Origin of the sequence: Streptomyces anulatus, from assembly GCF_014650675.1 — a bacterium.
GTDB classification, from domain to species: domain Bacteria; phylum Actinomycetota; class Actinomycetes; order Streptomycetales; family Streptomycetaceae; genus Streptomyces; species Streptomyces anulatus.
In genome coordinates, this window is record NZ_BMVK01000014.1 from 47,713 (window position 1) to 60,735 (window position 13,023).

A 13,023-nucleotide genomic window follows, 5' to 3' on the forward strand; every position below is an offset into this window, starting at 1 on the left:
CACGGCTACGGCTGCCCCATCTTCTTCTGGGCGTCCTCGATGCCGTACTGGTACCAGTTCTCGGCAGCCGCCTGGAGATGGTCCTCGTACTCGCCGGGGCTCGCGTCCAGCTCCTCCTCCGTGAGGCCCTTGTCCATCGCCGTCCTGCGCATCATGGCGTCCATCTGGTTCTCGCCGTTCTCGAAGTGGTCGACCATGTTCCTGCGGGTCTCCGCGTCGACCTTCGAGTTGAGATCGTTCATGTACGCGGCCGTGCCGACGTCGACCGAACGCTGGAGCACGTCGCCGGCGATGGGGATGGCCGTCAGGGGCGCGCCGATGACGTGGTAGTTCATCATCTTGTTCCAGCCGTTGGCATCCTTCTCCGCCTGGCCGAGGTCGTAGATGACGTCGCCGCGCACACCGTCGAGGTGGCCGAGCACCGAGGCGGACTGCTTGACCCAGGCGCGCAGTTCCTCGTCCTCCTTGCGGTACGAGTCCGCCGGGAAGCTGTTCATCCCCTCGGCGATCACCACACTCTGGGAGTGGTGGATGACACCGAACGCCTTGGGGTCCTCGGCGGCGCCGCGCATGATGCGCAGGAGGTCGCCCCGCTCGACCTCCAGGTTGTTGAAGTCGGTGGGCCCGTCCATCTTCTTGCCGAGGATCTGGTGGACGTCCGAGGCGTAGTCCCCGATCATGTTGCCCACGCTGGAACGCATGGACACCGGCACGGAGCTCTGGTTCTCCGCCGCGTCGTCGCCGCTGTACTCCTTGAGGACCCGTTCGAAGATCGCGGTCTCCGCCGCGTCGTGGTGCGCGGGGACGGCGTGCAGCGGGCTGCCCGGCTCACGGCCGGTGGCGGCGGCCTCCAGAGCGGCGCCGAACTGGGCGCGGGCCGAGGTCTGCTGCGTCTCGTCGGGCATCTTGTCCTGGACGGAGCCGCCCGGCCAGTCGCGGTCCTCCATGAAGTACTTGAGGTTGTCGGTGGTGTTCGGGTCGAAGTAGTGGGTCGAGGCAGACGGGTTGCGGCTCATGGCGTTCAGCAGGCCCCCCATCGGGTCCGCCTGCGTGCCCTGCCAGTTCTTCATGACGCCGTCGTAGGCGTCGTCGTTGTCCGTCTCCCAGTCGCGGATGGTGTCGCCGACCTCGGTCAGGAAGGCCTCGCTGTAGACCGGGTCGCCCTTGTCCTTGTCGTACGGGGAGGCGTTCTTGTCCTCCGGGTCGTACGCCTTGTCGCCGACGTCGGCGGCCATCAGGTCCGTGAGGTTCTTCAGGGTCGCGGCGCCGCCCCCGATGGCCCCGGGGTGCTGGCGGGGCAGGCCGTTGCCGTCACGGGCCGTGGTGATGAGCTTGTCGGTCCAGGCCGACGTGACCCCGCCGGCGGTGCCGATCGACGATTCGGGACCGGTGGCGGTGGCCAGGGAGCCGGACAGCGCCCGGTAGAGACGGGCGTCGGAGCCGGAGAGCTGGCCGTCGCGGCCACCCGACTCCAGGCTGCTCGCGAGCAGCAGCACGGCCTCCTGCTGGTCCCGGCCCCGATAGCTGATGTTCGTCATCAGCTGCTCGGCGAAGGCCGGCGAGTCCTTGCCCTCCTCGGCGAGCTTGATGAGCCGCTCGCGCTCGTCGTCGTCGAGGTGCTCCCAGCGGGCGTAGAGCTTGGCGGCCTCGCGGCCGTTCTCCGCCTGCTGCTTCTCCTCGGCCCGCAGCCTCTTCGCGTCGGCGATCCCGCCGATGTCGGTGCTGCCGAAGTCGTTGGGGTGGTTGCGGATCAGTGCGCGCAGACCCCAGGCGCAGAGCTCGTCGGCTTCGTTCGCACGCTTCAGGATGCCTTCGAGCTTGCCGCGCAGCGCCTCGAACTGGGCCTCGGTGGCGACGGGTTCGGTGCTGTCCTTGGAGCGGCGGTCGGGGTGCACCCGATGGCTGAGAACGCCGTTGGGGTAGATGACGATGCCCGGCGGGGGGTTCTCGTACGCGTGCTTGAGGTCGTCCTGGGCCGACTTGAAAAGGCCGTGGGCGTCCTTGAGTAGGTCACGTACGGACTCCGCCTCGGTGACGGCGTCACTGAACTCCTTGGCGGTCTTGGTGACGAACTCCTTGGTGACGGTGGCGTTCTCACCCTTCCAGGTGGACTTGTCCGCCTTGGCCTTCATCGCGTTGGCGTCGCTCTGGAGAGGGGAGGTCAGCTTGCCGATCATCGCGGTCCACTGGGTCACCGCGGTGTCGAGCGGGCCGAGCCGGGCGGTGAGGAGCTGCTCGAAGGTGGGCACGGTGGCGACTCCTTACCGGAAGTACTTGTTGATCTGGGAAGCGGGAACGGCCCCGTCCTTGTCGGGGGCCACGGGACCGATGATCCGCAACTGGGTCTCGATCCACTCGTCGTCCTTCTTTCTGGACGCCTTCGTGTAGTCGAGGTGGTTGGAGATGTGGGCGCATGCCTGCAGGAGGGTCTTCACCTGCTTGTCCCAGGTCTCGATGACTTCCGTGAACGCCGCTCCGGTGTCGAACCCGTCGCCCTTGAGGCTCGTGCCGGCGGTCTCGCTCGCCGCCTTCGCGTGCTTGCCGGTCGGTTCGAGGCCGTTGAACAACTTGAAGGCGGCGCTGCCGATGCCCCCCAACTCGTCGTCGTTGACCACGTAGTCGGCCGACCCCTTCGGACCGGAACCGCCGGAGCCGCCGACCTGATTCAGCCTCATCGCGGCGGCGGCCTTCAGCGCGCCCCATTCCTCTTCGAACGACATGATCCACACCCCGTGTACTGACTAGAAGTCGCTTCGAGCGCGCCACGATACCTGTGTGATCAAATCATTTGTTCAGCAATGGATCACCGGCCGCCCTGGAGGCACCCCGGCGGAATGAGGGGCCCCCGCACCCACATCCCGTGGCACCGGGGAGACGGTCATGACACGGCTCCCTTCGGTTCGAGTTCGGCGAAGTCCTCGTGGAGGGCGTCGAGATGGCGGCCGGTCGGTGCGCCGGCCGGGGTCAGCTCCGCCAGCCGCCAGCCGGGCAACTGCGCCTCGACCTCGGCCGGGAGCGACCCGTCCGCCGGGTCCGCCAGGGCGTACAGCACCCCGAACGCGGTCTCCCTGGCGATCTCGCGGGCCAGTGCGCCGAGGTCCTCGGGGGTGAGCCCGGCCGCGAGGGCCCGGTCGACGGCGTCGGCCGCCGCCCCGTCGGTGCGGTAGGCGTCGACCCACTGCGGGGCGGCCGTGCCCCAGGCGTCGACGTCCTGCCACACCGTCCGCAGGAGGCGGTAGCGGGCGAGCTGCGGCAGCCCTTCCTCGGCCTCGGACTCGGCCCAGTCGCGGGCGTCGGCGTCCGCCCCGAGGGCGCTGAAAAGGGCGGTCAGCCTGTCGAGTTCGGTCATGGGGAGGGAGGCTACCGGCCGTGGGAGGGGTGGGGGCCGGACGGATGGGCGCGCGGGGACCGATGAGTTTCCACGGGCCACCCGGTCAGAACATCCGTAAGAGTGAGAGGCGACACCGGGCACCGACCGGGGCCCGCCACGACACAGCCAGGAGACCTGATGCGCACCCTGATCAGCACCGCCTTCGTTTCGCTCGACGGCGTCATGGAGGCCCCGGGCGGCGAGCCCGGGTACCGGAACTCGGGGTGGACGTTCAAGGACGTGGAGTTCCTGCCGGAGGCGTACGCCCTCAAGGGCCAGGAGCAGGAGGAGGCCACGGCCCTGCTGCTGGGCCGGGCGAGCTACGAGGCGTTCAGCCCGGTGTGGCCGGGCATGGCGGAGTTCGCCGAGTACAAGGTGATGCCGAAGTACGTCGTCTCCACCAAGCTGACCGAGGGCGACCTCGTGTCCGACTGGGGCGAGACCACGATCCTGCGGTCGCTCGACGAGGTCGCCGCCCTGAAGGAGACCGAGGGCGGCCCGATCATCGTCCACGGCAGCACCGAGCTGAACCGGAACCTCGCGGACGCCGACCTGATCGACCGGTACCACCTGCTCGTCTTCCCGCTCCTGCTCGGCGCGGGCAAGCGACTGTTCAGCGACACGGACAAGGACGCCCAGAAGCTGAAGCTGGTCGAGCACGAGGCGTACGCCAACGGCATCCAGAAGAACGTCTTCGAGGTCGTCCGCTGACGCGCCCGGACCGGCGCCCCGCGGACCGTCAGCCGGTGGGCAGCCCTCGCAGGACGGCCTCCGCGACCCGGGAGGGCAGGACGTCCGTCGTGTCGATCTCCCGGGCCTCCCGGCGGAGCCAGGGCAGGGCCCGCTCGTAGTCGGTCAGATGGTCCAGGCGCCACTGCCGGGCGCCGGCGCTCTCGGGTTTGCCGTCGGTCTCGATCCGTTCGACGAGCGTGTCCCGGTCCGTGTGCAGCAGGACGTGGTGCACGGGGATACCGGCCCGCGTCAGACCGTCGTGGATCTCCTGCCAGTACGACTCGACCAGAACCGTCTGCGTGACCACCAGCGTTCCGCCCACGTGGTCGAGCACCTGCCGCGCGGTCTCCACCACCAGGCCCCGCCACGGCGGGAAGTCCTGGAAGTCCCTGTCCGGAACCCCGAGCACGTGCCAGAGCATCTCGCCGACCTTCTCCGTGTCGAACAGCCGGGAGTCCGGAAGGAGCGAGGTCACCTCCTTCGCGGTGGTGGTCTTGCCCGCGCCGAAGGTTCCGTTCAGCCAGATAATCATCGCTCCACCCTAGGCTCAGCCGGACTTCCCGGGCCCGGAGCGGCCGTTCCCCGTAGGTTCGGACACACCCGTCGTGAGGACGGGCCCGGACCTACGCACCAGGGAGCTCGTATGGCATCCATCCACCGCACCACCATGACGCCCACCAAGCTGGAGCTTCTCACCGGCTGGCTGCCCGGGCAGAGCTGGTACGTGGGCTCCGGGGAGACGCCGGACCTGGTCAAGGCCGGCGGGTTCCGTCTGGACGATCCGGAGGGGGAGGTCGGGATCGAGTTCATGGTCGTGGCGGACACGGCCGGGCAGGAGCCGGTGGCGTACCTGGTGCCGCTGGGCTACCGCGGCGCGGCGCTGGAAGGCGTCCCCGGCGAGGCGCTGATCGGCACCTCCGAGCACGGGGTGCTCGGCACCCGGTGGATCTACGACGGCGCCCACGACCCGGTGGTGCTGGCGCAGTTGCGCGCACTCCTGGGCGGCGGGGCGAAGCCGCAGCAGCAGAACGTGAGCGACACCCCCGACCCGACGGTCGTCGTGCACGGCACCGTCACCGACCAGGGGGCCGACGTCCGGATCAACCGCGTCCTGCGGCCGGCGGAAGCCGAGCAGGGGTCGTCGGGACGTCTCGTCGCCGGATGGACCTGGCCGGACGGAACGGCCGTACGGGGAGAGATGGCAGCCGTCACTCCCCGGTAGAACAAAGCCCATGCGAACGGCCCCCGGCGAAGCGCCGGGGGCCGTCGGCAGAACGCGTTACGGCAGGTTGCGCGCCATCACGATGCGCTGGACCTGGTTGGTGCCCTCGTAGATCTGGGTGATCTTGGCGTCGCGCATCATGCGCTCGACCGGGTAGTCCCGCGTGTAGCCGTAGCCGCCGAGCAGCTGAACGGCGTCCGTGGTGACCTCCATGGCGACGTCGGAGGCGAAGCACTTGGCCGCGGCGCCGAAGAACGTGAGGTCGCCGTCGACGCGCTGGGACTTGGCGGCGGCCGCGTAGGTGAGCTGGCGGGCCGCCTCCAGCTTCATCGCCATGTCGGCGAGCATGAACTGGATGCCCTGGAAGTCCGCGATCGGCTTGCCGAACTGCTTGCGCTCCTGGACGTACCCCTTGGCGTAGTCCAGCGCGCCCTGGGCGACGCCGAGTGCCTGGGCCGCGATGGTGATGCGGGTGTGGTCCAGGGTCTTCATCGCGGTGGCGAAGCCGGTGCCCTCCTCGCCGATCATCCGGTCGGCGGGGATGCGCACGTTGTCGAGGTAGACCTCGCGGGTCGGGGAGCCCTTGATGCCGAGCTTCTTCTCCGGGGCGCCGAAGGAGACGCCCTCGTCGGACTTCTCGACGACGAACGCGGAGATGCCCTTGGAGCGCTTGGTCGGGTCGGTGACGGCCATGACCGTGTAGTACTCGGAGACGCCCGCGTTGGTGATCCAGCGCTTGACGCCGTTGAGGACCCAGAAGTCGCCGTCGCGCACGGCCTTCGTCTTCATGCCCGCCGCGTCGGAGCCGGCGTCCGGCTCGGAGAGGGCGTACGAGAACATCGCGTCGCCCTTGGCGAGCGGGCCCAGGTACTTGCGCTTCAGCTCCTCGGAGCCGGAGAGGATCACCGGGAGCGAGCCGAGCTTGTTGACGGCCGGGATCAGGGAGGAGGAGGCACAGGCGCGGGCCACCTCCTCGATCACGATGACCGTGGCGAGCGCGTCGGCGCCGGCGCCGCCGTACTCCTCCGGGACGTGGACGGCGTGCAGGTCCGAGGCGACCAGGGCGTCCAGCGCCTCCTGCGGGAAGCGGCTCTCCTCGTCGACCGCGGCGGCGAAGGGGGCGATCTTCGTCTCGGCGAGGGCGCGGATGGTCTCGCGGAGCATGTCGTGCTCCTCGGCCGGACGGTACAGGTCGAAATCGGTCGAACCCGCCAAGACGCTCACTCCCCAGATGCTAACTACCGTTAAGTAACTCAATTTTAGTGCGCCGACCGCCTGGCGGCATACGTGCCGCGTACGTGAGCTTCCCGACAGGGGTGGGACATATGCGGTACAGCGGACGGATGGAGCGGTGAATTCCGGCCTTCCGGTCCCCGACTATGCTCGGTCCGCACGTCCGTCCGTATCTTCCAGGAGCACTCCATGGCCCTCAGGATCACTGTGATCGGCACCGGCTATCTCGGCGCCACCCATGCCGCGGCCATGGCCGAGCTGGGCTTCGAGGTCCTGGGGCTGGACGTCGTGCCGGAGAAGATCGAGCTGCTGTCGACCGGGCGCGTGCCGATGTACGAGCCGGGTCTGGAGGAGATGCTCCAGCGGCACGTCGCCGGGATCGAGGGATCCACCGGCCGGCTGCGCTTCACCACCTCCTGGGAGGAGGTCGGCGAGTTCGGCGACGTCCACTTCGTCTGTGTGAACACCCCGCAGAAGCACGGCGAGTACGCCTGCGACATGAGCTATGTCGACAGCGCCTTCGATTCGCTGGCCCCGCACCTGAACCGGCCCGTCCTGGTCGTCGGCAAGTCGACCGTCCCGGTGGGCTCCGCCGCCCGCCTCGCGGCCCGCCTCGCCGAGCTGGCTCCGGCCGGCGCCGGCGCCGAGCTGGCCTGGAACCCGGAGTTCCTCCGCGAGGGCTTCGCCGTGCAGGACACCCTGCACCCCGACCGGATCGTCGTCGGGGTCGCGAGCGAGGGGGCCGAGAAGCTCCTGCGCGAGGTGTACGCCGGGCCGGTCGCGGAGGGCTCGCCGTTCGTGGTGACCGACTTCCCGACCGCCGAGCTGGTGAAGACCTCCGCCAACTCCTTCCTGGCCACCAAGATCTCCTTCATCAACGCGATGGCCGAGGTGTGCGAGGCCGCCGACGGGGACGTCGTGAAGCTCGCGGAGGCCATCGGGCACGACGAACGCATCGGGAAGAAGTTCCTGCGGGCCGGGATCGGCTTCGGCGGCGGCTGCCTGCCCAAGGACATCCGCGCCTTCATGGCGCGCGCCGGCGAGCTGGGCGCGGACCAGGCGCTCACCTTCCTGCGCGAGGTCGACTCCATCAACATGCGCCGCCGCGGCCACATGGTGGAGCTGGCCCGGGAGGCCGTGGGCGGCGACTCGTTCCTCGGCAAGCGGGTGGCGGTGCTGGGCGCCGCGTTCAAGCCCGACTCCGACGACGTACGCGACTCCCCCGCGCTCAACGTCGCCGGGCAGATCCACCTCCAGGGCGGCCAGGTGACCGTGTTCGACCCGAAGGGGATGGACAACGCCCGGCGGCTGTTCCCGACGCTCGGCTACGCGGACTCCGCGCTGGAGGCGGTGCGCGGGGCGGACGTGGTGCTGCACCTGACGGAGTGGCGCGAGTTCCGCGAGCTGGACCCGGCGGAGCTGGGCGAGGTGGCCGCCCGCCGGATCATCCTGGACGGCCGGAACGCCCTGGACAGCACGGTCTGGCGCGAGGCCGGCTGGACCTACCGGGCGATGGGCCGCCCCAAGGCCTGAGGCGGCAAGACCCGGGGGCTCTCGGTCCGAGGGCCCCCGGGCCCGGTCCGCCGCAGGTCAGCCGAGCGGGCCGTCCAGCTCCGTGATCGTCGCGTGGGACGGGCCGCGCCCGCTCTGCTCGTCGCGGGCGACGGCTTCCGCGTCGCGCAGCACACGTACGGAGTTCTGCCAGGTCAGCTTGGCGAGGTCGCCCTCGGACCAGCCGCGCCGCAGCAGTTCCGCGATGAGGTTCGGGTAGCCGGAGACGTCCTCCAGGCCGCGCGGGGTGAACGCCGTGCCGTCGTAGTCGCCGCCGATGCCGATGTGGTCGACGCCCGCGACCGCGCGCATGTGGTCGAGGTGGTCCGCGATGGTCGAGGCGGTGGCCTCGGGGCGCGGGTTGGCCGCCTCGAAGTCCTCGTGGATGCGCATGGCGGTCGGCGTGGTGTCGAGGTGGTGCAGGCCGTGCTCGCGCATGTTGCGGTCGGCGGCCAGGGTCCAGGCGACCGCCTCGGGCAGCACGAACTTCGGGACGAAGGTCGCCATCGCGACGCCGCCGTTGGCCGGGAGGGCCGCGAGCACGTCGTCGGGGATGTTGCGCGGGTGGTCGCAGACGGCGCGGGCCGAGGAGTGCGAGAAGATCACCGGCGCGGTGCTGGTGGCGAGCGCGTCGCGCATGACGCCGTCCGCGACGTGGCTGAGGTCGACCAGCATGCCGACGCGGTTCATCTCGCGGACGACCTCGTGGCCGAAGGCGGAGAGGCCGCCGAGGCGCGGCAGGTCCGTCGCGCTGTCGGCCCAGTCGATGTTGTCGTTGTGGGTGAGCGTCATGTAGCGGACGCCCAGCTCGTACAGGGCGCGCAGGGTGCCCAGCGAGTTGTTGATGGAGTGGCCGCCCTCGGCGCCCATCAGGGAGGCGATGCGTCCCTCGGCGCGGGCCTTCTCCAGGTCGTCGGCGGTGAGCGCCCGCCGCAGGTGCGTCGGATAGCGGGCGATCAGCTCGCCGACGACGTCGATCTGCTCCAGGGTGGCGCTGACGGCCGCGTCGCCGGTCAGGTCGGTGCGGACGTACACCGACCAGAACTGGCCGCCGACCCCGCCGGCCCGCAGCCGGTTCAGGTCGGTGTGGAGCAGGCCGCGCTGGTCGGCGGCGATGTCCCGGGCGTCGAGGTCGTAGCCGACCTGTTCGCGCAGGGCCCAGGGGAGGTCGTTGTGGCCGTCGACGACGGGGTGGGCGGCGAGGAGCTCGCGGGCCCGCTCCAGGTGGTTCATGGGGAGCCCCTACTTTCCGAAGCCGAAGGAGTCCGCGCCCTGGACCTTGGCGCGCAGACGTTTGCCCTTCTCGGTGGCCTGGTCGTTCAGCTCCTGCTGGAACTCCCGCATCCGGTCCTGGAGCGCCGGGTCGTGCGCGGCGAGGATCCGTGCGGCCAGCAGGCCCGCGTTGCGCGCGCCACCGACGGAGACGGTGGCGACGGGGACCCCGGCGGGCATCTGGACGATGGAGAGCAGGCTGTCCATGCCGTCCAGGTACTTCAGCGGCACCGGCACGCCGATGACCGGCAGCGGGGTGACCGAGGCCAGCATGCCGGGCAGGTGGGCAGCCCCGCCCGCGCCCGCGACGATCGCCTTCAGACCGCGGCCCGCCGCCCGCTCGCCGTACGCGATCATCTCGTGCGGCATGCGGTGGGCGGAGACGACGTCGACCTCGTACGGGATCTCGAACTCGTCCAGAGCCTTGGCGGCGGCCTCCATGACGGGCCAGTCGGAGTCCGAGCCCATCACGATGCCGACGAGGGGGGCGGTGCCGGGGGAAGTCATTCGGTGATCGTTCCTCGCAGGTAGTCGGCCGCGTGCCGGGCGCGCTCCCGCACGTCCGCCAGGTCATCGCCGTAGGTGTTGACGTGGCCGACCTTGCGGCCGGGCTTCACGTCCTTGCCGTACATGTGGATCTTGAGCTGCGGGTCGCGGGCCATGCAGTGCAGATACGCCTGGTACATGTCCGGGTAGTCGCCGCCCAGGACGTTGCACATGACCGTCCAGGGGGCGCGGGGGCGCGGGTCGCCGAGGGGCAGGTCGAGGACCGCCCGTACGTGGTTGGCGAACTGGGAGGTGATCGCGCCGTCCATGGTCCAGTGGCCCGAGTTGTGCGGGCGCATGGCCAGCTCGTTGACCAGGATGCCGGGCTTCCCGTCGGGTCCACGGGTCTCGAACAGCTCCACCGCGAGGTGTCCGACGACACCCAGCTCGGAAGCGATGCGCAGCGCGAGCTGCTGGGCCTCGCCGGCCAGTGCCTCGTCCAGGTCGGGGGCGGGGGCGATCACCGTGTCGCAGACGCCGTCGACCTGGATGGACTCGACGACCGGGTAGGCGACGGCCTGGCCGTGCGGCGAGCGGACGATGTTCGCCGCCAGCTCCCGTACGAAGTCGACCTTCTCCTCCGCGAGGACCGGGACCCCGGCGCGGAACGGGTCGGCGGCGTCCGCCTCGGAGCGGACCACCCACACGCCCTTGCCGTCGTACCCGCCGCGCACGGTCTTGAGGATGACGGGGAAGCCCCCGACCTCCTCGGCGAACGCGGCGGCGTCGGCCGGGTCGCTCACGATGCGGTGGCGGGGGCAGGGTGCGCCGATCTCCAGGAGCTTGGCGCGCATCACCCCCTTGTCCTGGGCGTGGACCAGGGCATCGGGGCCGGGGCGCACGGGGATGCCGTCCGCCTCCAGGGCCCGCAGATGCTCGGTCGGCACGTGCTCGTGATCGAAGGTGATCACGTCGCAGCCGCGCGCGAAGGCGCGCAGCGTGTCCAGGTCGCGATAGTCGCCGATGACGACCTCGCTCACCACCTGGGCCGCCGAGTCCTGGGGAGTGTCACTGAGCAGCTTGAATTTCAGGCCGAGGGGGATACCCGCCTCGTGGGTCATGCGGGCGAGCTGACCGCCGCCGACCATGCCGACTACCGGGAACGTCACGTCTTCAGGATATCCGCCATGCCGGTGCTTCCCGGACGGCCGTACGGATGCCGGGCGGCCACGACCCCTGCGGACCCACGGGCGTCACACGAGTGGGCTGGATAGCATGGCGGAGTTGACGTGCTTGCGTCGACACGTCTTACAGACGCCTTCCGACGGACGGGGCCAGCGATCACCATGAGCGAACGGGGCGCACTGCGGACCCGGCTTGAGCTGCTGGCCCGGGAGGTCGCCAAGTTCGGCGCGGTCGGGGCTTTCGGCCTGCTGGTCAATATCGCGGTCTTCAACCTGCTGCGGCACACAACGGACCTCCAGGTGGTCCGGGCGAGCGTGGTGGCGACGTTCGTCGCGATCCTCTTCAACTACGTGGGCTTCCGCTACTGGACCTACCGGGACCGCGACAAGACCGGCCGGACCCGCGAGCTGGCCCTCTTCCTGCTGTTCAGCGCGGCGGGAGCGGTGATCGAGACGGGCGTGCTGTACCTGGCGACGTACGGCTTCGGCTGGAACACCCCGGTCCAGAGCAATGTCTTCAAGATCGTCGGCATCGGTGTCGCCACCCTGTTCCGCTTCTGGTCCTACCGGACCTGGGTCTTCAAGACCCTGCCCGCGAAGGAGGCCGTGCTGAACCCGGAACGGTTTCTGGAGCAGCGCAGGCCGGCGGAGGATCAAGTAGCGCCCGACCCCGTACGGAACTGACCCGCCGCGCCCGTCGTTGTTCAGCGCACCGGGCGCTCAGGGGTCCTGCGGTCTGTCGGGACCTGGCTGAGGAAGAGCGCGAAGACCGCCGGGTGCTGCTGGAGCAGTTCCAGCCGTCCGCCGTCCGCCTCCGCGAGATCGCGGGCCACGGCGAGGCCGATGCCGGTGGAGTTGCGGCCGCTGATGGTCCGCTCGAAGATCCGCGCCCCCAGTTCGGCGGGGACGCCGGGGCCCTCGTCGGTGACCTCGATGACCGCCTGGTTGCCGGTGACGCGGGTGCGCAGGGCGACGGTGCCGCCGCCGTGCATGAGGGAGTTCTCGATCAGCGCCGCCAGGACCTGGGCGACCGCGCCCGGGGTGCCGACGGCCCGCAGCCCATGCTTGCCGGAGCAGACCAGTGCGCGGCCGGCGCTGCGGTAGGCGGGCCGCCACTCCTCGATCTGCTGCTTGACGATCTCGTCGAGGTCGAAGACGACGGCGGAGCCGGTGCGCGGGTCGCGGGAGTTCGTCAGGAGCCGTTCGACGACGTCGGTGAGGCGCTCGACCTGTGTGAGAGCGATGTTCGCCTCCTCCTTCACCGTGTCGGGGTCGTCGGTGACGGAGATCTCCTCGATCCGCATGGAGAGGGCGGTCAGCGGCGTCCGCAGCTGGTGCGAGGCGTCCGCGGCGAGCCGGCGTTCGGCGGTCAGCATCCGGGCGATCCGCTCGGCCGAGGAGTCCAGGACGTCGGCGACCCGGTCCAGCTCGGGCACCCCGTACCGCTTGTGGCGCGGGCGGGGGTCCCCGGAGCCGAGGCGTTCGGCGGTCTCGGCGAGGTCGGTGAGCGGGGAGGCCAGCCGGTTCGCCTGGCGTACGGCGAGCAGCACGGCCGAGACGATCGCCAGGAGCGCCACCGCACCGATGATCAGGAGGGTGCGCCCGACCTCGCGGGTGACGGCCGAGCGGGACTCCTCGACGGTGACGGTCTCGCCCTGCTCCCCGGTCTCGACGGCGCGCAGGACGCTGCCGACGGGGCGTTCGCCGACGGCGATGGGCTCGCGGCCGGGGATCTCGACCAGCGCGTACCGCTTGGGGTCGATCTGCTCGGCCAGCACCCCGGGGTTGATCCGCTCCGCGCCCAGCAGCCGGCTGTCGACCACGCTGATCAGCCGGAGCGCCTCGGACTCGACGCTCTCCTGGGCGCTGGCGCTGATGGTGCGCGTCTCGACGATCACCAGCGAGACGCCGAAGACGGCGATGACGACGAGCACCACGGCCAGCGTGGAGTTGATCAGCCGGCGGCGCATACC

At 70.3% G+C, this 13,023-nt stretch carries 13 protein-coding genes; 4 read left to right on the forward strand and 9 right to left on the reverse strand.

The window, feature by feature from the left end:
* Positions 1 to 5: 5 nt before the first annotated feature.
* The 3 genes from IE272_RS28425 to IE272_RS28435 all read right to left on the reverse strand — a co-directional run bounded on the left by IE272_RS28425 (position 6) and on the right by IE272_RS28435 (position 3,349).
* A complete protein-coding gene (locus tag IE272_RS28425; RefSeq protein WP_050358981.1) occupies positions 6 to 2,249 on the reverse strand; it encodes a DUF6571 family protein in 2,244 nt (747 codons plus the stop codon).
* A 12-nt stretch (positions 2,250 to 2,261) separates the two neighbouring features.
* The gene (locus IE272_RS28430; RefSeq protein WP_056703857.1) at positions 2,262 to 2,720 is read right to left on the reverse strand and encodes a hypothetical protein; all 459 of its coding nucleotides are present in this window, start codon (positions 2,718 to 2,720) and stop codon (positions 2,262 to 2,264) included.
* A 158-nt stretch (positions 2,721 to 2,878) separates the two neighbouring features.
* On the reverse strand, positions 2,879 to 3,349 hold the full coding sequence (locus IE272_RS28435) for a hypothetical protein (RefSeq protein WP_050358980.1): 471 nt from the start codon (positions 3,347 to 3,349) through the stop codon (positions 2,879 to 2,881).
* A 159-nt stretch (positions 3,350 to 3,508) separates the two neighbouring features.
* Between IE272_RS28435 and IE272_RS28440 the strand changes: the two genes are divergently transcribed.
* Positions 3,509 to 4,081, forward strand: a complete 573-nt coding sequence (locus IE272_RS28440; RefSeq protein WP_050358979.1) for a dihydrofolate reductase family protein — start codon at positions 3,509 to 3,511, stop codon at positions 4,079 to 4,081.
* A gap of 28 nt (positions 4,082 to 4,109) precedes the next feature.
* On the opposite strand, the gene IE272_RS28445 is transcribed toward IE272_RS28440, so the two are convergent.
* The gene (locus IE272_RS28445; RefSeq protein ID WP_190008715.1) at positions 4,110 to 4,634 is read right to left on the reverse strand and encodes an AAA family ATPase; all 525 of its coding nucleotides are present in this window, start codon (positions 4,632 to 4,634) and stop codon (positions 4,110 to 4,112) included.
* 111 nt (positions 4,635 to 4,745) lie between these two features.
* Here IE272_RS28445 and IE272_RS28450 point away from each other — a divergent pair, with 111 nt between their 5' ends.
* Positions 4,746 to 5,324 carry a maltokinase N-terminal cap-like domain-containing protein gene (locus tag IE272_RS28450; RefSeq protein WP_050358977.1) on the forward strand — a complete coding sequence of 193 codons (579 nt, stop codon included), beginning with the start codon at positions 4,746 to 4,748 and terminating at the stop codon, positions 5,322 to 5,324.
* Between the two features lie 57 nt (positions 5,325 to 5,381).
* Here IE272_RS28450 and IE272_RS28455 read toward each other — a convergent pair whose 3' ends face one another.
* Positions 5,382 to 6,539, reverse strand: a complete 1,158-nt coding sequence (locus IE272_RS28455; RefSeq protein WP_032791447.1) for an acyl-CoA dehydrogenase — start codon at positions 6,537 to 6,539, stop codon at positions 5,382 to 5,384.
* A gap of 207 nt (positions 6,540 to 6,746) precedes the next feature.
* Between IE272_RS28455 and IE272_RS28460 the strand changes: the two genes are divergently transcribed.
* Positions 6,747 to 8,090 carry a UDP-glucose dehydrogenase family protein gene (locus tag IE272_RS28460; protein WP_190008717.1) on the forward strand — a complete coding sequence of 448 codons (1,344 nt, stop codon included), beginning with the start codon at positions 6,747 to 6,749 and terminating at the stop codon, positions 8,088 to 8,090.
* 57 nt (positions 8,091 to 8,147) lie between these two features.
* On the opposite strand, the gene IE272_RS28465 is transcribed toward IE272_RS28460, so the two are convergent.
* From IE272_RS28465 to IE272_RS28475, 3 genes are read right to left on the reverse strand one after another with little or no spacing between them, the layout of a single operon-like run.
* Positions 8,148 to 9,341: a dipeptidase gene (locus IE272_RS28465; RefSeq protein WP_007450125.1), complete on the reverse strand. Its 1,194-nt coding sequence runs from the start codon at positions 9,339 to 9,341 to the stop codon at positions 8,148 to 8,150.
* A 9-nt stretch (positions 9,342 to 9,350) separates the two neighbouring features.
* A complete protein-coding gene (gene purE / locus IE272_RS28470) occupies positions 9,351 to 9,887 on the reverse strand; it encodes a 5-(carboxyamino)imidazole ribonucleotide mutase (RefSeq protein ID WP_073745744.1) in 537 nt (178 codons plus the stop codon).
* Positions 9,884 to 11,035 (reverse strand): 5-(carboxyamino)imidazole ribonucleotide synthase, encoded by a 1,152-nt coding sequence (locus IE272_RS28475; RefSeq protein WP_073745746.1) that lies wholly within the window; start codon positions 11,033 to 11,035, stop codon positions 9,884 to 9,886. The genes purE and IE272_RS28475 overlap by 4 nt, the downstream gene beginning before the upstream one ends.
* A gap of 177 nt (positions 11,036 to 11,212) precedes the next feature.
* Between IE272_RS28475 and IE272_RS28480 the strand changes: the two genes are divergently transcribed.
* Positions 11,213 to 11,734 carry a GtrA family protein gene (locus IE272_RS28480; RefSeq protein WP_050358972.1) on the forward strand — a complete coding sequence of 174 codons (522 nt, stop codon included), beginning with the start codon at positions 11,213 to 11,215 and terminating at the stop codon, positions 11,732 to 11,734.
* Between the two features lie 20 nt (positions 11,735 to 11,754).
* Here IE272_RS28480 and IE272_RS28485 read toward each other — a convergent pair whose 3' ends face one another.
* The gene (locus IE272_RS28485; protein ID WP_007450118.1) at positions 11,755 to 13,020 is read right to left on the reverse strand and encodes a sensor histidine kinase; all 1,266 of its coding nucleotides are present in this window, start codon (positions 13,018 to 13,020) and stop codon (positions 11,755 to 11,757) included.
* Positions 13,021 to 13,023: the final 3 nt, after the last annotated feature.

What these genes read in the sequence shown, in the direction of transcription:
- IE272_RS28430 (WP_056703857.1), bottom strand. Translation starts at nt 2,720, where the DNA reads ATGTCGTTCGAAGAGGAATGGGGCGCGCTGAAGGCCGCCGCCGCGATG.
- IE272_RS28435 (WP_050358980.1), bottom strand. Translation starts at nt 3,349, where the DNA reads ATGACCGAACTCGACAGGCTGACCGCCCTTTTCAGCGCCCTCGGGGCG.
- IE272_RS28440 (WP_050358979.1), top strand. Translation starts at nt 3,509, where the DNA reads ATGCGCACCCTGATCAGCACCGCCTTCGTTTCGCTCGACGGCGTCATG.
- IE272_RS28445 (WP_190008715.1), bottom strand. Translation starts at nt 4,634, where the DNA reads ATGATTATCTGGCTGAACGGAACCTTCGGCGCGGGCAAGACCACCACC.
- IE272_RS28450 (WP_050358977.1), top strand. Translation starts at nt 4,746, where the DNA reads ATGGCATCCATCCACCGCACCACCATGACGCCCACCAAGCTGGAGCTT.
- IE272_RS28460 (WP_190008717.1), top strand. Translation starts at nt 6,747, where the DNA reads ATGGCCCTCAGGATCACTGTGATCGGCACCGGCTATCTCGGCGCCACC.
- IE272_RS28465 (WP_007450125.1), bottom strand. Translation starts at nt 9,341, where the DNA reads ATGAACCACCTGGAGCGGGCCCGCGAGCTCCTCGCCGCCCACCCCGTC.
- purE (WP_073745744.1), bottom strand. Translation starts at nt 9,887, where the DNA reads ATGACTTCCCCCGGCACCGCCCCCCTCGTCGGCATCGTGATGGGCTCG.
- IE272_RS28480 (WP_050358972.1), top strand. Translation starts at nt 11,213, where the DNA reads ATGAGCGAACGGGGCGCACTGCGGACCCGGCTTGAGCTGCTGGCCCGG.
- IE272_RS28485 (WP_007450118.1), bottom strand. Translation starts at nt 13,020, where the DNA reads ATGCGCCGCCGGCTGATCAACTCCACGCTGGCCGTGGTGCTCGTCGTC.